Genomic DNA, 19,392 nt, shown 5'->3' with positions numbered 1-19,392 from the left:
TCGAGCACGCTTTAGTTTGCTAGCAAAAATTTCGACTGCCACTTTCCAACTCACCGAGTAGATGCGTTAAATCGACTAAACGTTTGGCAATCAGATGATGCACCCGTCCATCAGTTTGCCAAATGCCATAGACACCCAACAACCGTGCATTCAAGACTTCTCGTCTTTGTTTTTCGACGAGATCTGGCCAAACGATGACATTGATAGGGCCAGTCTCATCTTCAATCGTCACAAATAAAACGCCTTTGGCCGTACCGGGGCGTTGGCGCACTGTGACAATGCCGCAGCCTCGAGCAAACTGTCGATTCTGAAATGTGTGTAAAACATCGGCAGGCAAAAAACGCTGTTTGAGTAAGCGCTGCCGCAACAAAGCGATGGGATGGCGACCTAGCGTCAATCCTTGGCTGTGATAATCCCCAACAATTTCTTGTGCCTCACTTGGTGCTGCTAAATGTGCGGGTGCTTCTTCCAAAGTCGTCGCATGTAATAGATCTTTATCAGGTACGGCGGCGATCGCTTGCCAAATAGCTTGGCGCCGATGTCCTGCCAAAGATCGTAAAGCATTGCCGGCAGCCAGGGCTTCAACATCGGCGCGGCGTAGTTGCGCGCGGCGTGCCAAATCATTGACATCGCTAAAGGCGCGCTCACGGCGTGCAAGACTAATGCGCTGTGCCGCCTCTTGAGACATATTGCGTAGCAAAGACATGCCTAAGCGTACTGCTGGCTGTCGTAAGCGCTCGGGAGAAATTTGTTCATGATGCTTACGTGATTCAGTAAGCATTGGCGCGCTCTGTTCGACATCTTCTAAACGCGCATCCCAATCACTGAAGGCAACATCAATCGGACGAATCTCAATGCCGTGACGACGTGCATCTTGTACTAACTGTGAGGGCGAATAAAATCCCATGGGTTGTGAGTTCAAGAGCGAGCATAGAAAGACGGCTGGCTCGTGGCATTTGATCCAGCAGCTGGCATAGGTTAGCAAAGCAAAACTGGCGGCATGGCTTTCTGGAAAACCGTACTCACCAAATCCCAGCATTTGGTTAAAAACGCCGCTCGCAAAGGATTCCTCGTAGCCATTTTTAACCATGGTATTGATGATGCGGTCTTTATAATGCATCAAACCACCTTTACGCTTCCATGCAGCCATGGCGCGTCGCAATTCATCGGCTTCGCCAGGACTAAAATCGGCTGCTGCCATCGCGATTTGCATGACTTGTTCTTGGAAAATCGGAACCCCTAAAGTGCGTGACAAAATCCGTTCGATGGCGGGCTTAGGGTAACTAACGGGTTCTAATCCTTGGCGTCGCCGCAGATAGGGATGCACCATGCCACCTTGTATTGGCCCCGGGCGTACAATTGCTACTTGAATCACCAAATCATAAAAAGTACGTGGCCGTAAGCGAGGCAGCATGCCCATTTGAGCGCGCGATTCAATTTGGAATACACCGACGGTATCGGCTTTGCAGATCATGTCATAAGTTGCTTTGTCCTCTTGTGGAATATCTTGAATTTGACTAGGTCGACCAGGCAGTGTCGCCATTAGATTGAGTGAGCGTTTGAGTGCGGAAAGCATGCCCAAGGCGAGCACATCGACCTTCAATAGACCGAGAGATTCCAAATCATCTTTGTCCCATTGAATCACGCTACGATCCTTCATGCTGGCATTCTCTATCGGCACCAAGCGTGATAGTTTGTCGCGTGCGATGACAAAGCCGCCGCTATGTTGTGAGAGATGCCGTGGAAAGCCAAGCAGCTGCGTGACTAAGCTAGCCCATTGTTCTGCAATCGGTGAATGTGGGTCTAAACCACTTTCAGTGAAGCGTTCTAAGAGCGCATGCTTACTATCAAACCAGCGATGAGACTTAGCAACGGCATCAATCAGACTCATATCAACGCCCAAAGCTTTACCCACTTCGCGCAGCGCTCCACGTGGACGATACGTATGCACGGCAGCGGCTAAAGCCGTGCGATGGCGGCCATATTTTCGATACAGATATTGGATAACCTCTTCTCGACGTTGATGTTCAAAATCGACATCGATGTCGGGTGGTTCGCCACGTTCTTTCGACAAAAAACGTTCGAATAACAAGATGCCATTTTCAGGACTCACTTCAGTAATGTGCAGGCAATAGCACACGACGGAATTGGCTGCCGAGCCGCGACCTTGACATAAGATGTCTTGCGATCGTGCATAGCGCACAATGTCATAAACCGTCAAAAAATAAGCTTCGTAAGCCAAATCATTAATCAGATGTAGCTCATGTTCGATCTTGTTACGCACTTCGTTTGGAACGCCATGCGGATAGCGTTTTTGCGCTCCCTTATACACTTCTTGTCGCAGATAAACGGCTGGCGTCATGCCTGCAGGCACCAGCTCGTCGGGATATTCATAGCGCAGTTCGTCGAGCGAAAAGTTACAACGATTTGCCAGACGTATGGTTTCTTGCAAACTCGCAGCAGGATAAATATTGCCTAGCCTTAAACGTGAACGTAAATGTTGCTCTGCGTTTGGCGCTAGCTCGTATCCACATTCCGCAATCGGCTTACTCACACGTATCGCCGTCAACGTATCTTGTAAAGGCTTACGTGAGCGCACGTGCATACAAACATGACCGAGCGCAACCACGGGCAATTGTGCCTGCTGAGCGATGCGCTGCACTTGATATTGCTGCCAATCGTCCATGGCTTGCATCAACAAATTCAGGCCGAGATACAGACGCTCACCAAATAGAGCTTTGGCCCATGTAACTTGCCGCTCAAAGCAGGTGTGATCGATGGGATAGTCGGGCAATAAAATCAATAGACAATGTGGCAGAGCACGTATGTGATGCAGAGATTCTATCGGGTGAGAAAAATCATGCGCTTGTAATCGATAACTACCTTTTGTGACATCTTGGCGTAGGCGTGCTTGCGTGATGAGCTCGCACAAATTGCCATAGCCTTCGCGGTTTTGCGCAATCACGATTAAACGCATTTGCCCCAATTCTGGATCATCGACATCTTCACTCAGTTGAAAATAACTGCCAATTAAGAGCGTTAAACCCTGTTTCTTAGCTTCGTCATGAGCACGTACCACTCCTGCCAACGAGCATTCATCGGTAATCGCTAAAGCGTGATAACCCAACTTGACTGCACGCGCAACGAGCTCTTCCGCATGCGAAGCGCCATGCAGAAAAGTGAAGTTGGAAAAGCAAAAAAGTTCAGCGTAATGCGGCAGCATAAAAAGAGCCATAAATAGTACGAAGGATTAGCCGAAAATGCCATGCAGATACCACACTTCATCGTCTTCGGCTTGTTGTGCATGTCCTATGCGTTCGCGATAAATCCAACATCGCACATGCTGCGCGTTTTCTGCGATGAAATAATCGCGTGTGACGAGTTGACCATTCCACCAACCGGCTTCAATGCGTTCAGCGGGAGACATTAGTTTCAGCACTGATTGATAATGTGGCCGATGTCTTCGAACCTCTAATAACTGTGGTTGTGGCAACAGCCAAGCGGGGCGGCATGAGCTTGGTCGAGGTGAGGGCGATGTTGTTTTTGTTTTTTCTAAAATGGAGACCCACTGATTCGCCACCTCGGGTCGATGATCGGCTTGTGGAGCTGGGTAGAGCACGTTTTCTGCGCCCAGACGAGCGACTAAGAGCTCCATTAATTTACTTTGCTCTTCTTGATTACCACCGGGCTCCGGAAATAAATCGGCATTCGGCGCATGCATTGCTGTTACTTGTAAGGCTTCTAAACGAATAGCAATCGCAGGAGCATCAAATTGTATTTGCGCTAGATGCTCCTTTAGAAGTTTTGATAGATGCTCTTCGCGCCAATGTGCTTGTGCCAAAGGGATACGCAATAGTGTGGGAACACGCGCTTGGCGTCCTCGCTCATGTTCAAAGGCAAACTCAAGGCAATTCACGGCTAATTGCTGTTGGCTAAGCCACCCGCACAATTGCACAATCAAAACGCGGGCGAAATGAAAAATCAGCTCAGCATGTTCGAATCGATCCGGCAACTCTAAACGTGCGTGAAATTGTTTCGGCATTTCCAGCCATTGATATACCTCATGCGCATCTCCAAAAGCGAGATCTAGTTGATGTAATAAGTCTTTACCACAGCGTCGCTGTAATCCTGGACGCGGCAGTTGGCGCAAGTCAGCTAAAGAACTGCAACCAATACCGGTGAACCACGCAAGCCACTTTTGTGCTGCTGGTAGCAAACTAATCGGTAAATGTCCTAAACGCTCAGACAAACGCTGATTATCCAAGGCAAAGCGGCATTGATGAGCGCTGGCACGTTGAGGTCGAGCCCGTGCCAACAAACAAGCACCGTGCGCACTGGTGGCGATCGCTAATTGCGCACCTAAGCCTAGCTGTTCCAATGTGGTTTGAACGAGGCGACGCAAACGTCGTATGCCGCCAAATAAACGCAAACTAGCGCCGACATTAAGTGCGATACATGCTGGTTCAAGAAGACACACTTGTGGCGTAAACCGTAGACACGCCATGGCTGCGCTCTGTAAAGCTGCACTTTCTTTTATTGGATCGCGTTGATGAATAATCGCTTCCGACAATAGCATCTGCACACTGCTTAAACGCATCCCTAAAGTGACACCGGCTTGCGCGGCGAGCGACGACACCGTATGTACACGGTTTTGCTCCATGACGACCACGGCCTTCTTAGCTAACCAAGGAGGGTGATAAACGTCGAGTGCCAAGTTCGGCAGATGTAGGGCGATCCACAACGGTGGTGGTGTCTTGAGTAGTGCTGACATCAGTCTCTATAACAAGGCGATTAAACATAGGCAGCGGTAAGTTCGCAGGTAAAAAGAGCGCATCATGTTTTTGCACTCCTCGTCGCTTAATAAACGCAAGATGCAAACCTTGTACTGCCGCTTGCACATGTATTCGTAAAATGGCTGGTGATGGATGGTCTTTAAATCGACTCGATCGCATCAAGAAAAACAAAGTGCGACCGTGTTGTGCGGCTAAATGCAAACGTCGTAAAGCATCTGTTCGCACTTGATTTTGCCAGAACAAAAGTGCTGCACAATTGCCACTGTGAAGCACTTGTTCTGCCGTCCATAAAGCATCGACCAGTTTCTGACTACGCAGCCATAACAAACGTTGGCGCGAAAAACCTGCCTGTAACAGAGCATCGCTATGTGGTTGATAGGGCGTCTGTAAAAATACGATTTGCCCATGCTTTTGAGCATGCAGAGCTGGCCGTACCAATTGCAGTTCAGCCGAGCCAGGATGATCAATCAGCAGTTCGATTAATGCACCAGCAGGCCAGCCACCGCCAGGTAATTCTTGAGATAGTTGTGGATAGCCACAGGCCACCACATCACTCAGACCACGCGCGAGTTGTGAAGCGCGCCAGAGTGAAGGATGTAGCGCCTCCAAAGAAGTGTGCGCGTTTATATGTTCTAAAGGCATAGTGAAATGAAAGCATGCACGCCATCATGAAGCGCATTAATTTAAATGCCATATTCATGGAATGTGGTTGCAATCGAGATGCAAACCAATGGCGAATCAATAAAATAATACTGAATGAATATACAGTATATTGCTTGCTTTTGAGAATTTCAAAGCCAAAACAACAAAACACAAAAAAAGAAAAATACTGATTGCGCGTACAGTATTTTTGATTTACATTATCAATCACTGGATGTGCATACAGTATTTTCCATCCAAGCTAATAACACGATGAAGCAAACAAGCGTTACAAGTCTTAGATTCAAATGCGTCATCGTTCATGTGTCAACTTAAAGAATAATCACTGTAAAACGAAGATATTGTTGAAGAATTGGAGATCGATATGACAAACTTAGAACACACACTTGAGCCACGTTTCAGCGTTCAATTTTCCCCAAGCACTTTTCTAATGCGCTTAGGTAGCCGTGAGATCTTTGTTTGCCGTGATTTCAGAAAGCGCCACTATCAGGTCAATCCTGTCATTGAATGCTCTACAGGCGTACAGGCTGGCCATCTCGAAATTTTGTTATTCCGTAAGTGGTTGGTGATTTTGTCTAAAGCGCGCTGGTGATTTTGAGTTGAGCGTCGGCATCATCAGACTTTGTAATTTAGACGCACTCAACATTCCCAGCCCACATTGATGATTGGTATTTGGGCAACAAAGGAAAATAAAAAAAGGACTTTCTGGCTTGGCCACGAAGTCCTTTTTTCTATATAGGATTAACTTACAAGATAGAGCGTTTAGAAGCCTAAATCTGACAACAGATCATCAACACCTTCTTGGCTCAGCTGAATACCACCAACTGCACCAGGGCCTGCCAATAAATCGTCCTTCTTACGCGCTGAAATGGCACCGTCAGGTGCTCCGCTAATCAGTAAACCTAGCAAATCTTTCTCTGTACGCTCAAGAAGAGTCACGACTTTCTTAATCAATTGCCCAGTGAGATCCTGAAAATCTTGTGCCATCATAATTTCGGATAAAGCCTTTTCAGTAGTAATACTGCACTCATGAACATTACTCATGAATTCACGTGTTGACGCCGCCAAATTCAAAAGTTCTTCCTTCGACATCGCCTCTATGGCTTTGTCATCCCATTGCATTAATAAAGTCGAGGACGTTTTACTAACACTTTGTTGTATTGGGAGAGTGTTTTCGACAGTGGTTAAGACAGTATTGGCAGCTTTTTCAGTCAACACTGCCACGTGATTAAGCCGCTCTCGCGCAGAAGGAAATTCGTTTGATGCTTCAGCCAAAATCTCATCCGCACCAACCCAAGTCAAAGCATCATGTAGGGCCCGTACTACATGACCTAACCCTTTGTACATCAATTCAGGATTATCGTCTTGCTTGCCAGTATCAGCTGGAGTTGCATCCATCATCTGTCCTTTCTTGCTTTTCTTAATTTATGGATACTAAATGAGAAAATTGAATCATTCAACCGAAAAACTTGCTTTTAGAAAAAACTTTTTGTGTAGCCTATATTTCCCCATGAAAATGCGTCAATAAGGAGACATATTCAAGTCCTAGATCCTTATCGAGATCCCATCGAAGAAGCAAAACTTTCTGGAAGTAAAAGCTGGGGGCGTTCAGCCTCAAAAAGCAAAGAAATAATCCACCAACGCGTACCGTCATACATGAGCTGCAGACTATTAATCCCGCGTCTTTTGACGTTATCTTTCTCTTCCACTGTTTCGTAACTGCTCATGACTTGCAACATTTCACCCCACTGCTCAGTCTTACGGGCCAATTCTTTTTCCCTAAAACCCACTTCCATCAAGCGAGGTCCAGAATTGGCGATGTAATCGCTGACACTTAAAATTCGCAGCCCATACTCTTTGTTGTCTTTTTTCGGAAAAATCGCCATGATTCGTGCTTCCGGAATAAATAAAGAGCGCATACGATTCCAATTGCGTTGTTCTCCAATCCCACCAGAAATAACCTCGTACAATGCGCCCATAATGCCATCAACGGTTTGGACATCACTCGCTCTGGCGGCTGGTTGAGCTACACTCACTGGTGAAACTTGGTTCAGCATTTGTGGCGCATCCGCCGCAAAACATGAAATGGAAGCACTTGCGCAAGCAAAAGCAAATAGTAAATGTTTCATATAGATCATATCCCTTTGATGATTTTAAATTGCGAACAATCGACAACTCAGAGCGGCAAAAAGCCGACAAAGTTCAATATGGCACGAGGACAATATACGCCCAACTTTGTTGCTGCACGATAGCTTCAATCGAAACGCAGCGAAAAGCAATTGGAAAGAGGGGGCTTTAAAGGAGTAGGGAGTGAGACGTGAGGGGTGAAAACAAGACGAATATACAAATCTGATGCTGAGACGTATTTTGTCGCCTTCTATGGATCAATAAATTTCCGGAATACAGAATTGCATTCCGGAAATTTATTCATAAAACAATGTGATGCTTATTTACAGCTGGCAGGACGATACGCAGCACCGATAGTGCCAGAGCAAGTCCAGTTCAAAATATCGCCTGATGCAGATGGTGTTAAAGTAATTGTACTGCCATTAATTTTTGATTCACCAGTGGCAGTCGCTGTAATTACAGAGCCATTCCAAGCAACACTAGAAACGTATTGAGTGGTTTGAGATCCAATAGTGACTTCCGTCGACGAAGGAAGCGTTCCTGTGTAATTAAAATGTTCTGCGACAGCATCTTTACCAGAAGATGCCGCCAAAACTACTTCAGTCACTTTGGCACGAACTGTGTAATCCTTGTATGCAGGCAAAGCGACAGCCGCCAAAATACCAATAATCGCAACAACGATCATCAATTCAATCAGGGTAAAACCCTGATGTAACTTCTTTGCAGTGATTTTCATAAATTTCCCAATTAGTTTTAAAAGACGGAAATGCCCGTCGGGCAGCGCCAACAGGACCAGTGTCAGCACATAAACATTATAACAACAATGCTCCTAAATAAACATCTACCGATAAGATCTGAAATCACTTAGAGATAGTAACGATCATCAAAATTACTACACATAAATCGATTTCTAGATAGACTAAAGCGAGCAACTTTGCATCGACAAAACTTGATTCGACCACCCTCTGCCTCACATCTATATTTCGCATAATTTATATTATGTAAAATGATGTATAAGGGTTTTAATGTTGAGAAACTGTTCTTCCAAGTAAATCCTTCTCACCTCTATCTGCATCAATCCACCGATCTAAAAATGTGAGCTGATCGAAATCACAAAAGCCGACAACGGTCGAATTTGCTAGACGCATGAGCAAAATCAATTCACATCAAATAAGTTCGCAAACCTATAAACTTTGCAAGTCGCGTGGCACAGCGCCTATTTTGACTCGAGTCTACTCTTCGCGATTAATTTTCGTTTCAAGAAATCGTACTTGATCGTACTTAGAATTTGATTCTCACCTTTATATTCAACGATATCTGCGACAATTTGATTGCCGTCTACCTCGACTTTGCCAAGAAAAAAATATTCGTTCGCGATACTTTTCCTTTGGTTAAGGTCCGGTGAGTATAAAATAATGCCTCTTGTTTTCTGCAACTCCATCATTCCATAGTTTGGAACTAACAATAGTTTGTTGTTCAGTTGCATCCATGTTGCAGACTGAAATTTGCCAACCAAGACTGTCCGCAAATTATCCAAGCGTAAAACCAACACAACGTGATCGTCTTCGCCTGCTTCGAACTCGACAGCTGCATATTTAGCGTCAAATGACAAAGAAACGGTCGGATTTGGCAAAATATCTTTAACCTCATCAATGTCCTTGATGAGAATACTACGGGCACCATTTCCATCGTAGACCGTCAAACATGTAGGGCTCTGATTGAGTGTGAGTTTTGTGAGTCCATCGTTGGAAGTTGCAACAACGATGGGAGTTCTTGCAGATAGATGGCAATCAGCAGCCGTGGCTGCATCAAGATTAATAAATAAACAAGCAAAAATCAGAAATCTAAGCATATCAAGAGTTAAACGAACCGGGCTTTTAAGTGCCAAGAAACGTCAGGTGCCATTCCTAAGCTGCACACCTGCTTACTAGTATTCTGGTGCGAATGGACCATCAGTATCAGCAAAACAAAAGTTGTACTTCAACTTAATTTTTCCGCCATGAAGGTCAAATTGACAAGCAAAGTATTTCTTCATCCATTGCTCTTCCAAAAAAGTCACGTCGCTATTTACTGACCTCCGATATTTTTCAGGAAAGAAAAGCACAAATATTGAGCCATCATCTTGCTTGATCAGCTTCACCTGCAACTTATCCATTTTTGCAATCTCAATAATCGACTTCCATTCACTCGGCGCTGGTTCAGACTTGTATAAAAAATCATAGATTTCAGAGTCTAACTTTCCCTTACTCGAAAATGTTCTCTCTCCTACTTCGTAAGCTGCCAATTTACCTTCGTTTTTCGTGAGTAAATACACCAGAAATTGATTGACCTGCGCATGAAGATTGCGCTCATTAGCTTTTGCTTCAGCCGAATTCGTGAACACTAATGTAAAGAATGAGATTGCAAAGACTATGATGGCCTTCATATTTTTAACTTTCTATCATGTATAAACTCGAATGAAAATTCGAAGCACCTTAACAACCAACTGCCAATATGCGAGTCACCTTAGATCGGCCGATTATCCGTAGCACCTTTTCATGAGTGAGATTTTCATACTCTTTTTCTTTGAACTCGTAGTCGGTCACATAACTCAATCCGCAAGGAGTACTGGGCACCAAAATTAGGCTTGGTCCAGGCCCAACTTCTGGCATCAGTGATGGATTTCTTTTGACCAAAGCGTATGCACTCGTTCCAACTTGCGCTCGATCCTTTGTCATCAGTCCTGGCTTCAAAATCGACACTCTCCAAACTAAATCATCAACCACTTCGGCTTCGACAAGACTTGAGGCAACTCGTGCACGAATGAGTATAAAACTGTCACCATTCTCATTTGTTTGAATCTGTCGTAATAGGATGCGATTAGTTGCCAGTTTCGGTGCGGGTTTATTAATTTCGAATTCGCCCACAGCGTTTCCATCAATGAGCTTTTGAGCGCGGACCTCTCCCCAAGTGAACAGGAAGATTGGCATACATAGACAACAGAAAATTCTTGAACTAAGTGCGCACAAAAAATGCATTTGATCGTTTCCCCAATCAAGCGTCCAAATCAATCAACTATAGCTAATTGACTTACCTTCATAAATTCAGCCATCTTGCGTATCAAAAAATATGACTGTCAAATACATCTGTCGATTTTTCATCTCGGCAGCCTGATCTTGCCTAGGTACCGATCATCAATTGATACATCGAAGTTAGAATCGATTCGCATCGTCATCACTTCGTTCATGCCGAATAAGAAATCAAAAAACAACGCTTCGGAATCAATTCTTGGTCTGGCCACGATTTCAAATTCACAGCCTTGTTTTGTCCAAATCCGAAAAGAGACCGGTGTTATCCCCAAATCCCCGGTGCCAACCATCACTAAGGCGCAAAGACGCATTCCCGATTTTGAATTGGGAGATTCGTGATCCAATTCGTGATCCATTAAGCGATAGCTAATCGACGCATCACTAGATGCCACCGTTTTTGTCCCCGTGCTATTCCAAAGCTCCTTGCTTGAAAAGGATCGCGTTTTTTCGATCTTAACGGTTCTCGACAAGCCTTCATTTTCCGCTAAGGCTGAACCATAGGTGACAAAAAAGATCAGAAACAAATAGATTTTCAGTTTCGTAATGAGCATGTTGACTGCACCGATTACCCGAGTGCTCAGTTAGTAAAATTAGCATTATGCTTTTAAATTTATTTAATTTTCAACAATTAATTTTGCCAAACAATTCTTTATCTTTAAGCGAGTACAAATGATCGTATATACTCGATCTGCTTTGGTAGTTCACTGTTCGAACTTCAATGCGCCCTTCTCGTTCAATCAGCTTGAATCGAAATACAACCCATAAAAAACTCAAGGACAAGCGCGACAATGTTGATTTTTCTGATGATCTTCGCAGCGGGAATCTGGGCAGGGCTTCAGAATTCTTTGGCAGGTGGAGGATCTTTCGTCACTTTGCCCGCACTCATTCTTGCTGGCCTCACTCCCCTAGCCGCCAATATCACCTCCACAGTCGCCCTTTTTCCGGGCCAAGTAACTTCCGGTCTTGCAGGACGCGACCTCGTTTCGGGCGTTGGAAAGCTCAGCTTCAAGATCCTTTTTGGGGTGAGCCTCCTTGGCGGTATCTTTGGCGCGGTTTTGCTTTTGAATACCCCGTCCAGCGTATTTGCACGAATTGTGCCTTGGCTGGTTTTGTTTGGGACAAGCGTATTTACTTGGGGCAGCTTCTTTCGCAAACCAGATCAAAATGCGTCTCATATTGGTCCCTGGACTGCTGCTTTCATCCAATTTTGCATTGCCATCTATGGTGGCTACTTCGGCGGAGGAATTGGATTCCTGATGATGGCAGCGCTAACGATGGCAGGCTTCGCCACACGAGCAGCAGGCGCAACCAAGAATGCACTCGCCAGTGTTATGAATGCCTCTGCGGTGGCAATTTTTATGTTCTCACAAGAAGTACATTGGTTGCATGCCATCGTGTTGGGAAGTGGTGCGATCATTGGCGGTTTAATGGGCTCATGGGCGCTTCATCGTATCAATGAAAAAATCCTGCGTATGATCATCGTCGCAATCGGGGTGCTGTTGACCATAGGATTGTTCGTTAAGCCAATTTGAGTTTTTTGGAATAGTTAGAGTTTCGGGTAAAGAGGGAGTGCAAAGTAAGATGGATCTGTCGTTGCAATATCAAGACATCGTAGATGCTCACGCGCGTATTCGCTCGTTCATACATAAAACGCCTGTCTTACAATCTCGCACTTTGAATCAATTGAGTTCAGCGACGGTTTATCTGAAAGCAGAAAATTTTCAACGAATGGGCGCCTTCAAGTTTCGCGGAGCCTGCAATGCGCTCCTGCAATTTAGCGATGAGCAAAAACAACGTGGTGTCGTCACCTTCTCCTCTGGAAATCATGCACAAGCGATTGCTCTAGCGGCGCGTGAGCTGGGAATGCGCGCGGTCATTGTTATGCCGCAGGATGCGCCAGCGATCAAAATTGAGGCGACCAAAGGCTATGGTGGCGAAGTGATTCTTTATGATCGTTACACCGAGGATCGAGAAGCTATTGGGCGCGCACTCGCTGAGCAACACGGCTTGTGTTTAATTCCACCCTATGATCATCCGCATGTCATGGCTGGACAAGGAAGCGCAGCCAAGGAATTGTTTGAAGATGTTGGAAGTTTGGATTTTTTGATTGTCCCCCTCGGCGGCGGTGGCCTACTATCAGGTTGCGCTATGGTCGCCAAAACTTTATATCCACAATGCACAGTGATCGGAGTTGAACCTGAAGCGGGCAATGATGGCCAGCGATCTTTTGCGAGTGGCAGCATCGTTCATATCGATACACCCAAAACGATTGCTGACGGCGCGCAAACGCAACACCTTGGGAAGCATACGTTTCCTGTTATTCAACAATACGTGGATCGCATCGAAACAGTCAGTGACGATGAACTTGTCGCAGCGATGCACTTCGCTGCGGGTCGCATGAAAGTCGTATTAGAACCCACTGCCTGTCTGGGTTTGGCACTTGTTCTGAGACAGGAGCAGACGTACGCAAATAAAAGAGTCGGGGTTTTACTCTCAGGCGGCAATATTGATTTGATTCGTTTTTGTGAATTGATCGAGCAGCAACAGAACAGATCGTTACCCACAAAAGTTGCTTAATCTATCCCATTCAGCTTGCCACGAGCCTTGCATAAGATTAAGGTTGTAGCTTCAACTTTGCTTCATCTACCCAGAGGATATCATGACAAAAGTGATTATTAATTCTCAAGAGACATCATTAAAAGTTGCTCCAGAGACGCCAGTTTTATGGGCATTGCGAGATGCGCTTGGTCTGACTGGAACCAAATATGGATGTGGCATCGCGCAATGTGGCGCGTGTACAGTCCATCTAAATGGTCAAGCAATTCGGTCCTGCGTGACCCCCATTAGTGCAGCAGATGGAAAAAAATTGACAACCATTGAAGGTCTTCAAACCGATCCGATAGGAAAGCTTGTACAGGAAACATGGATTGAACACGATGTTGCGCAATGCGGCTATTGCCAAAGCGGACAAGTCATGAGCGCGACAGCTTTGTTGAAATCGAAAAAGAACCCCAGCGACAAAGAAATTGCGGATGCTATGTCGGGCAATATTTGTCGCTGTGGGACCTATCAGCGTATTCGTGCTGCGATCAAAGCTGCAGCGAAGAAACTAGCTTAAGCCTAGCGTGCCGAAGACGAAAAGGATATCAAAATGAACCTGAACTCCCTCCGCGACACCGAGCAATTACCACGTGTCATTCGCCAATATTTGGCTTCGCAAAATAGTAAAGTAGACCATCAATTTGAGCGCAGACAGTTTCTCAAATTAAGTTTGGGAGCTGGACTTAGCTTAGGTTTCTTACCCTTATCTACAAGTGCCCAAGAAAATTCACTCAAAGCCTTTCAACAACCGCAAGCCTTCGTACAAATTCGGCCCGACAATAGTGTCAACGTCACCATTAACCGTTTAGAGTTCGGACAAGGCATTCAAACTGCACTGGCAATGATCCTCGCGGAAGAGCTCGATGCAGATTGGAACTTTGTGACCGCAAGTCATGGAAATGCGGATCCTGCTTACGTTGATCCACTTTTTGGGATGCACAGTACGGGTGGATCTGGCTCGGTGAAAAACTCTTTCACGCAATATCGAGAGCTTGGTGCTCGTGCTCGCGCCATGCTGATTGCAGCTGCAGCGAAACATTGGGGTGTTGCACCAAATTCCGTGTCTACTCAATCCGGTAAATTGATCAATGCTGATGGCAAGGAACTGACTTATGGTGCGATGGCAGAGGCTGCCATGCACGAAACTGTCCCAGAAAAAATTAAACTGAAGGACGCCAAGGATTTTCGGCTTATCGGTAAAAAAACAGGTCGTCTTGATGCGCGTTCGAAATCAACAGGAACACAAAATTTTGGCATCGATGTGCGTCGGCCAAATATGTTGACTGCCCTCATTGCGCACCCACTCGTGTTTGGTGCGCGTATCAAGTCTTTTGATGACGGCGCTACCAAGAAGATCACTGGTGTGAAAGCTGTGGTTCGAATTCCAGCAGATCGTGGCGGTGAAGCAATTGCGGTGATCGCAGAAGGTTTTTATGCTGCAAAGTTGGGCCGTGATGCTCTTAAAGTTGATTGGGATACCGCCGGCCTTGAATTGGTGGACTCCAGCAAACAACGGATGCATTACCGAGCATTGGCGAAAACCCCCGGTAAGAAAAAATATGATGCTGATGTATCTGTGTTGGGCTCTGCTGCTCATCAGATTGAAGCAGAGTACTACTTCCCTTACCTGGCTCATGCCGCGATGGAGCCACTTAATTGTTGCATCGAAATCCAAGGTGAAGGCGCACAAAGAAAAGTAGACATCTGGGTAGCCAGTCAAATGCCCGGCATGGACTCGATGGCCTTGGCTCAAGTGCTGGGTATAAAACCCGATCAAGTGCACATCCATGTCGAGATGTCTGGTGGTGGCTTTGGTCGCCGCGCTATTCCAACTTGTGATTACGTGGTTGAGAGTGCACATGTCGTGAAGGCTGCTCATGCTCAAGGGATTCGCAATCCAATTCAAGTAATTTGGACGCGTGAAGATGACATGCGAGCAGGCTATTACCGCCCTTCCCATCTTCATCATGCCAAACTGGGATTTGATGCCAAAGGCGATATTCTCGCTTGGGACCACGTTGTGGTTGGGCAGTCGATCGTGCAAGGGAGTCCGTTTGAGGGTTTCTTAATGAAAGATGGCATTGATGGTACGATCGTTGAAGGCATGCGTGATCCCTATCGCATTCCGATGCGGCTTTCTGTTCATCACCCAAAGCAAAATGTTCCAGTTTTATGGTGGCGTAGCGTTGGTTCAACGCACACCGCGTACGTCATGGAAACACTGATTGATGAAGTCGCGCGTAAGACCAAGCAAGACCCAGTGGCTTATCGTCTACGACTGTTTGGTGAGAACGCGAAACGACATCAATCCGCACTCCAATTGGCCGTTGAGAAATCTGGGTACGGCAAGAGAAAACTGGCAAAAGGTGAAGCTTGGGGCGTTGCCGTGCACGAATCATTTGATACTGTGGTCGCTTACGTAGTCACAGCGACGATCCGGAATGGGCAGGCACAACTGAAGACTGTGACTGCTGGGGTGCACTGCAACTTAGCAGTCAATCCGCGCACGATCGAGGCACAGATTCAAGGTGCAGCCGTCATGGCATTGAGTACTTGTCTACCTGGCTCATCCATTAGTTTGAAAAACGGTGAAGTGGAACAATCGAATTTCCACGAATACCGTGTCGCAAGAATGAATGAAGTGCCGGACATCGATGTGTATATCGTTCCAAGTGCCGATGCACCGACTGGCATAGGTGAACCAGGCTTGCCTCCACTCGCGCCAGCTTTCGCTAATGCGATCGCTAAACTCACAGGAAAAACACCGCGAGAGTTGCCCTTTAAGCTCTTATGAACCGGTAAGTGGTTCGCCGTGTCGATTTGATATCAGCGAAGGATGGCAATAATTCAAGGCCATTTTCGCTGAAATCAGCGTGGCCTACTTTGGCTAATCACGATCAGTACGTTTTAAGGTAAGCTTGCCGTGGTGGGCACGGAAAAATCTCATAAACAGTAGAATAAAAAGACCTGCTGTTGCAGACATCATCGTCAATAAGAAAATGGCTGTGGGCGTCCCATAACGACTTTCACGCTCCATCTTGATCTGGCCGGGCAAGACGGTAGCGTCATGTCCATTGTTCTTTGGTTTGTCGGTAATCACCATCGCGTTGATGACTTTAGGATTTGTCGGAGCCGCCTGTTTCGGGGCATTCTGCAAGCCTTTCTTGTCACAAGGCGTGCTCGAGAATGAACGCTGTCCTTGGGCGTCGCTACAAACAAAGGCCTGTGCCGAAACATCAGAAGAAACAATGATCGCAGCAAATAAAAACAAAAAACGAAAAAAATAAGTCATGTGTAACCTAATCAGCTATCTCATCGATATGTTACCAGAGTCGTCTATTTGATCCTAATGCTTCATACCCAGCTAAATAGAATAAATAATTCTGAAATTTCGGCATGACCAAGGATTGACCATTGACGAATCTAACAACTTTTATTTTGATTTGAACAGACATCATCAAATTTAGGCGTCAACTGAACGAAAAGCTCTTGGATTTTGCTATATTAATGCCAACCTCGACTTATCGCTGGATAAACATTGGTTTTCTTTAGAATCTGCTGTTTCATTAATCTAATCCATTATGGAAGTAAAGAATTTCGATAAAACTGAAAAAGGGCGTGAAGAAATCGCCACTCGAAAACATCAGCTTTCGACGCGTTTGCGCTCTTTGCTCGTACTAGTCGACGGTAAGCAGACTGACGAAGTTCTTTTGCAGAAGACGGAGGCACTTGGTTTGGGAACCTCCAGTCTTGAAAAATTAGCGCAAGAGGGATACATCGAAAGGCTAGCCGACGAAAAAGATTTATCGGCGAACGAAATGCAGATCAATGCAGACAGCAAAAATATAGATGAGACAAGGATGACAGACAGTACATTAGGGCAAATGGGCGACCTTGAAGAGTCGCAGACCATTTTTGAACCTTCAGAAAATGATGATAATTGGACCGCAGACTTAGATGTCATCATGGCGCAACACGACGACGAAGATCGAGAAAGTCGCGTCAGCATGATGAAGCGTTATCTTACCGATATCATCAAAACTCAACTTGGTATTCGTGGATTCTTCTTACATCGCAAACTGCAAAAGATCGAGACCTTGCAAGCATTGCACGCCTTCCGACAAGATTATGTTGCGGCACTTTTGCACAGTAAAGGGAAAGACATCGCCATCAAACTACGCGATCAATTCGATCAAAAGATGTATGTGAGGTTCTCACTCACTGATCCAGAATTTCTTGATGATCATGTCTAAATGAGAAGCGTCCTCTCGAGGAGGACGCTATATTTCGGACAAAGTTTACTCAATGCCTTGGCTGGTTAAGTATTCTTCATAGGTACCACGGAAGTCGATCACTTGACCGTCTTTTACTTCGAGGATGCGATTCGCAAGAGATGATACGAACTCACGATCGTGTGAGACGAAAATCAATGTGCCAGCATACTTTTCGAGCGCAATATTGAGCGACTCGATCGATTCCATATCCATGTGATTGGTCGGTTCGTCCATCAGCAAAACATTATGCCGACCGAGCATTAATTTGCCATACGTCATCCGTCCTTTCTCACCGCCGGACAGCACCTTGACTGACTTCTTAACATCATCACCACTAAACAAGAGACGTCCGAGGATCGAACGAACCGCTTGATCATCATCGCCCTCTTGCGTGAAATCTGTCATCCAATCAGTCAAACTCTTATCACTGGCGAAGTCTTCCGCTGGATCTTGCGGCATGTAACCAACATTCGCATTCTCAGCCCACTTCACGTTTCCACGATCAGCCGTCAATCCGCAGATCTCCTGTCCACCAATGCATCGCAAAAGGGTCGTCTTACCAGCACCGTTTGCACCAATAATCGCGATCTTCTCACCTGCTTCAACCATAATGTCAAAACTATCGAAGAGTTTGCGATCATAGGCCTTGGAAAGATGCTGAACTTCCACTGCCAAGCGGTGCAATTTCTTCTCACCATCAAAGCGGATAAATGGATTTTGGCGGCTAGAAGGTTTAACGTCTTCAACCTTGATTTTTTCAATTTGTTTCGCACGAGAAGTCGCTTGACGGGCTTTTGATTTATTGGCGGAGAAACGGCGAACGAAATCCTGCAATTCCTGAATCTTATCTTTCGCCTTAGCATTGTTTGCCAGTTGCTGTGCACGAGCCTGCGAAGATGCAAGCATGTAGTCGTCGTAGTTACCTGGGTATATCTTCAACGTACCATAATCCATATCTGCCATATGCGTACATACTTGGTTCAAGAAATGGCGATCATGGGAAATAATGATCATGGTGGAATTGCGCTGATTGAGAATATCCTCTAACCAACGGATGGTATTAATATCCAAGTTATTGGTCGGTTCGTCCAATAACAAGATATCGGGATTGGAGAACAAAGCTTGCGCCAAGAGCACACGCAGCTTCCAACCAGGAGCAACCGCACTCATCAAACCTTGATGTTGATCGATAGGAATCCCAACGCCGAGTAGTAACTCACCAGCACGTGACTCCGCGGTATAACCATCGTACTCTGCGAACTTCGCCTCCAAATCGGCGGCACGCATATAATCGTCATCGGTCGCCTCTGGATTCGCATAAATCGCATCGCGCTCAGACATCGCTGCCCACATTTCTGTGTGTCCCATCATCACCACATCGAGGACGCGCATATCCTCAAATGCGAACTGATCTTGGCGTAATTTACCCAAGCGCTCATTCTGATCCAGCATAACCGTACCAGAACTCGGCTCGAGGTCGCGCCCTAAAATTTTCATGAAGGTCGATTTACCACAACCATTGGCGCCAATCAAACCGTAGCGATTGCCTTCGCCAAACTTGACAGAGATGTTTTCAAACAGTGGCTTAGGGCCAAACTGCATGGTGATATTCGCGGTAGCTAACACGAGATGCCTTTAGACTAAATTAATGATAACCGAGCATTATAACACCTCGCTTTATGGTTCTCTAAGGTAGGCGCTTTTGATGGAGCTCTTATCTTTGTAAATTGTTATGCACGACGCGGATTAAAATTAGTCCCGCGAATCAATCTCGTTCGTTGCGGATCATATTTTGTGCACTTTTATGCTCGTATCCGAGAACATCCGATCACAAGCCCGAGGAATACAGGAGGAAGGCCAGCGCAAACA

The 19,392-nt window shown here is 45.8% G+C and carries 18 protein-coding genes; 6 read left to right on the top strand and 12 right to left on the bottom strand.

Annotated features, from left to right (window positions below):
• Window positions 1-19: 19 nt before the first annotated feature.
• From RF679_RS09620 to imuA, 3 genes are read right to left on the bottom strand one after another with little or no spacing between them, the layout of a single operon-like run.
• A complete protein-coding gene (locus tag RF679_RS09620; RefSeq protein WP_309480427.1) occupies window positions 20-3,223 on the bottom strand; it encodes an error-prone DNA polymerase in 3,204 nt (1,067 codons plus the stop codon).
• 27 nt (window positions 3,224-3,250) lie between these two features.
• Window positions 3,251-4,771, bottom strand: coding sequence for a Y-family DNA polymerase (locus tag RF679_RS09615; protein WP_309480426.1), 1,521 nt, complete (start codon window positions 4,769-4,771; stop codon window positions 3,251-3,253).
• Window positions 4,677-5,435 carry a translesion DNA synthesis-associated protein ImuA gene (gene imuA, locus RF679_RS09610; protein ID WP_309480425.1) on the bottom strand — a complete coding sequence of 253 codons (759 nt, stop codon included), beginning with the start codon at window positions 5,433-5,435 and terminating at the stop codon, window positions 4,677-4,679. Before imuA ends, RF679_RS09615 begins: the two co-directional genes overlap by 95 nt.
• Window positions 5,436-5,817: 382 nt before the next feature.
• Here imuA and RF679_RS09605 point away from each other — a divergent pair, with 382 nt between their 5' ends.
• On the top strand, window positions 5,818-6,045 hold the full coding sequence (locus RF679_RS09605) for a hypothetical protein (protein WP_309480424.1): 228 nt from the start codon (window positions 5,818-5,820) through the stop codon (window positions 6,043-6,045).
• A gap of 170 nt (window positions 6,046-6,215) precedes the next feature.
• Here RF679_RS09605 and RF679_RS09600 read toward each other — a convergent pair whose 3' ends face one another.
• The 7 genes from RF679_RS09600 to RF679_RS09570 all read right to left on the bottom strand — a co-directional run bounded on the left by RF679_RS09600 (window position 6,216) and on the right by RF679_RS09570 (window position 11,199).
• On the bottom strand, window positions 6,216-6,854 hold the full coding sequence (locus RF679_RS09600; RefSeq protein WP_309480423.1) for a protein phosphatase CheZ: 639 nt from the start codon (window positions 6,852-6,854) through the stop codon (window positions 6,216-6,218).
• A gap of 152 nt (window positions 6,855-7,006) precedes the next feature.
• Window positions 7,007-7,582 (bottom strand): hypothetical protein, encoded by a 576-nt coding sequence (locus RF679_RS09595; protein WP_309480422.1) that lies wholly within the window; start codon window positions 7,580-7,582, stop codon window positions 7,007-7,009.
• Between the two features lie 317 nt (window positions 7,583-7,899).
• Window positions 7,900-8,316, bottom strand: a complete 417-nt coding sequence (locus RF679_RS09590) for a pilin (RefSeq protein WP_309480421.1) — start codon at window positions 8,314-8,316, stop codon at window positions 7,900-7,902.
• 480 nt (window positions 8,317-8,796) lie between these two features.
• On the bottom strand, window positions 8,797-9,468 hold the full coding sequence (locus RF679_RS09585; RefSeq protein ID WP_309480420.1) for a hypothetical protein: 672 nt from the start codon (window positions 9,466-9,468) through the stop codon (window positions 8,797-8,799).
• Window positions 9,469-9,507: 39 nt separating this feature from the next.
• Window positions 9,508-10,005, bottom strand: a complete 498-nt coding sequence (locus RF679_RS09580) for a hypothetical protein (protein ID WP_309480419.1) — start codon at window positions 10,003-10,005, stop codon at window positions 9,508-9,510.
• A gap of 49 nt (window positions 10,006-10,054) precedes the next feature.
• The gene (locus tag RF679_RS09575; RefSeq protein WP_309480418.1) at window positions 10,055-10,549 is read right to left on the bottom strand and encodes a hypothetical protein; all 495 of its coding nucleotides are present in this window, start codon (window positions 10,547-10,549) and stop codon (window positions 10,055-10,057) included.
• Between the two features lie 167 nt (window positions 10,550-10,716).
• Entirely contained in the window at window positions 10,717-11,199 is a 483-nt protein-coding gene (locus tag RF679_RS09570) for a hypothetical protein (protein WP_309480417.1), read from the bottom strand.
• 243 nt (window positions 11,200-11,442) lie between these two features.
• Here RF679_RS09570 and RF679_RS09565 point away from each other — a divergent pair, with 243 nt between their 5' ends.
• From RF679_RS09565 to RF679_RS09550, 4 genes are all read left to right on the top strand, one after another.
• A complete protein-coding gene (locus tag RF679_RS09565) occupies window positions 11,443-12,180 on the top strand; it encodes a sulfite exporter TauE/SafE family protein (RefSeq protein ID WP_373921766.1) in 738 nt (245 codons plus the stop codon).
• 49 nt (window positions 12,181-12,229) lie between these two features.
• Window positions 12,230-13,225: a threo-3-hydroxy-L-aspartate ammonia-lyase gene (locus tag RF679_RS09560; RefSeq protein WP_309480415.1), complete on the top strand. Its 996-nt coding sequence runs from the start codon at window positions 12,230-12,232 to the stop codon at window positions 13,223-13,225.
• Between the two features lie 82 nt (window positions 13,226-13,307).
• A complete protein-coding gene (locus RF679_RS09555; protein ID WP_309480414.1) occupies window positions 13,308-13,766 on the top strand; it encodes a (2Fe-2S)-binding protein in 459 nt (152 codons plus the stop codon).
• A gap of 33 nt (window positions 13,767-13,799) precedes the next feature.
• On the top strand, window positions 13,800-16,043 hold the full coding sequence (locus tag RF679_RS09550; RefSeq protein ID WP_309480413.1) for a xanthine dehydrogenase family protein molybdopterin-binding subunit: 2,244 nt from the start codon (window positions 13,800-13,802) through the stop codon (window positions 16,041-16,043).
• 93 nt (window positions 16,044-16,136) lie between these two features.
• Here RF679_RS09550 and RF679_RS09545 read toward each other — a convergent pair whose 3' ends face one another.
• Window positions 16,137-16,541, bottom strand: a complete 405-nt coding sequence (locus tag RF679_RS09545) for a hypothetical protein (protein WP_309480412.1) — start codon at window positions 16,539-16,541, stop codon at window positions 16,137-16,139.
• Between the two features lie 289 nt (window positions 16,542-16,830).
• Here RF679_RS09545 and RF679_RS09540 point away from each other — a divergent pair, with 289 nt between their 5' ends.
• Window positions 16,831-17,502, top strand: a complete 672-nt coding sequence (locus tag RF679_RS09540; protein ID WP_309480411.1) for a hypothetical protein — start codon at window positions 16,831-16,833, stop codon at window positions 17,500-17,502.
• 45 nt (window positions 17,503-17,547) lie between these two features.
• On the opposite strand, the gene RF679_RS09535 is transcribed toward RF679_RS09540, so the two are convergent.
• Window positions 17,548-19,149 (bottom strand): ABC-F family ATPase, encoded by a 1,602-nt coding sequence (locus RF679_RS09535; RefSeq protein WP_309480410.1) that lies wholly within the window; start codon window positions 19,147-19,149, stop codon window positions 17,548-17,550.
• Window positions 19,150-19,392: the final 243 nt, after the last annotated feature.

Origin of the sequence: Undibacterium cyanobacteriorum (assembly GCF_031326225.1) — a bacterium.
In the GTDB taxonomy this organism is placed as follows: Bacteria; Pseudomonadota; Gammaproteobacteria; order Burkholderiales; family Burkholderiaceae_D; genus Undibacterium; species Undibacterium cyanobacteriorum.
The sequence above is the reverse complement of the archived record's forward strand: the minus strand, read 5'-3'. Positions and strand labels throughout refer to the sequence as shown.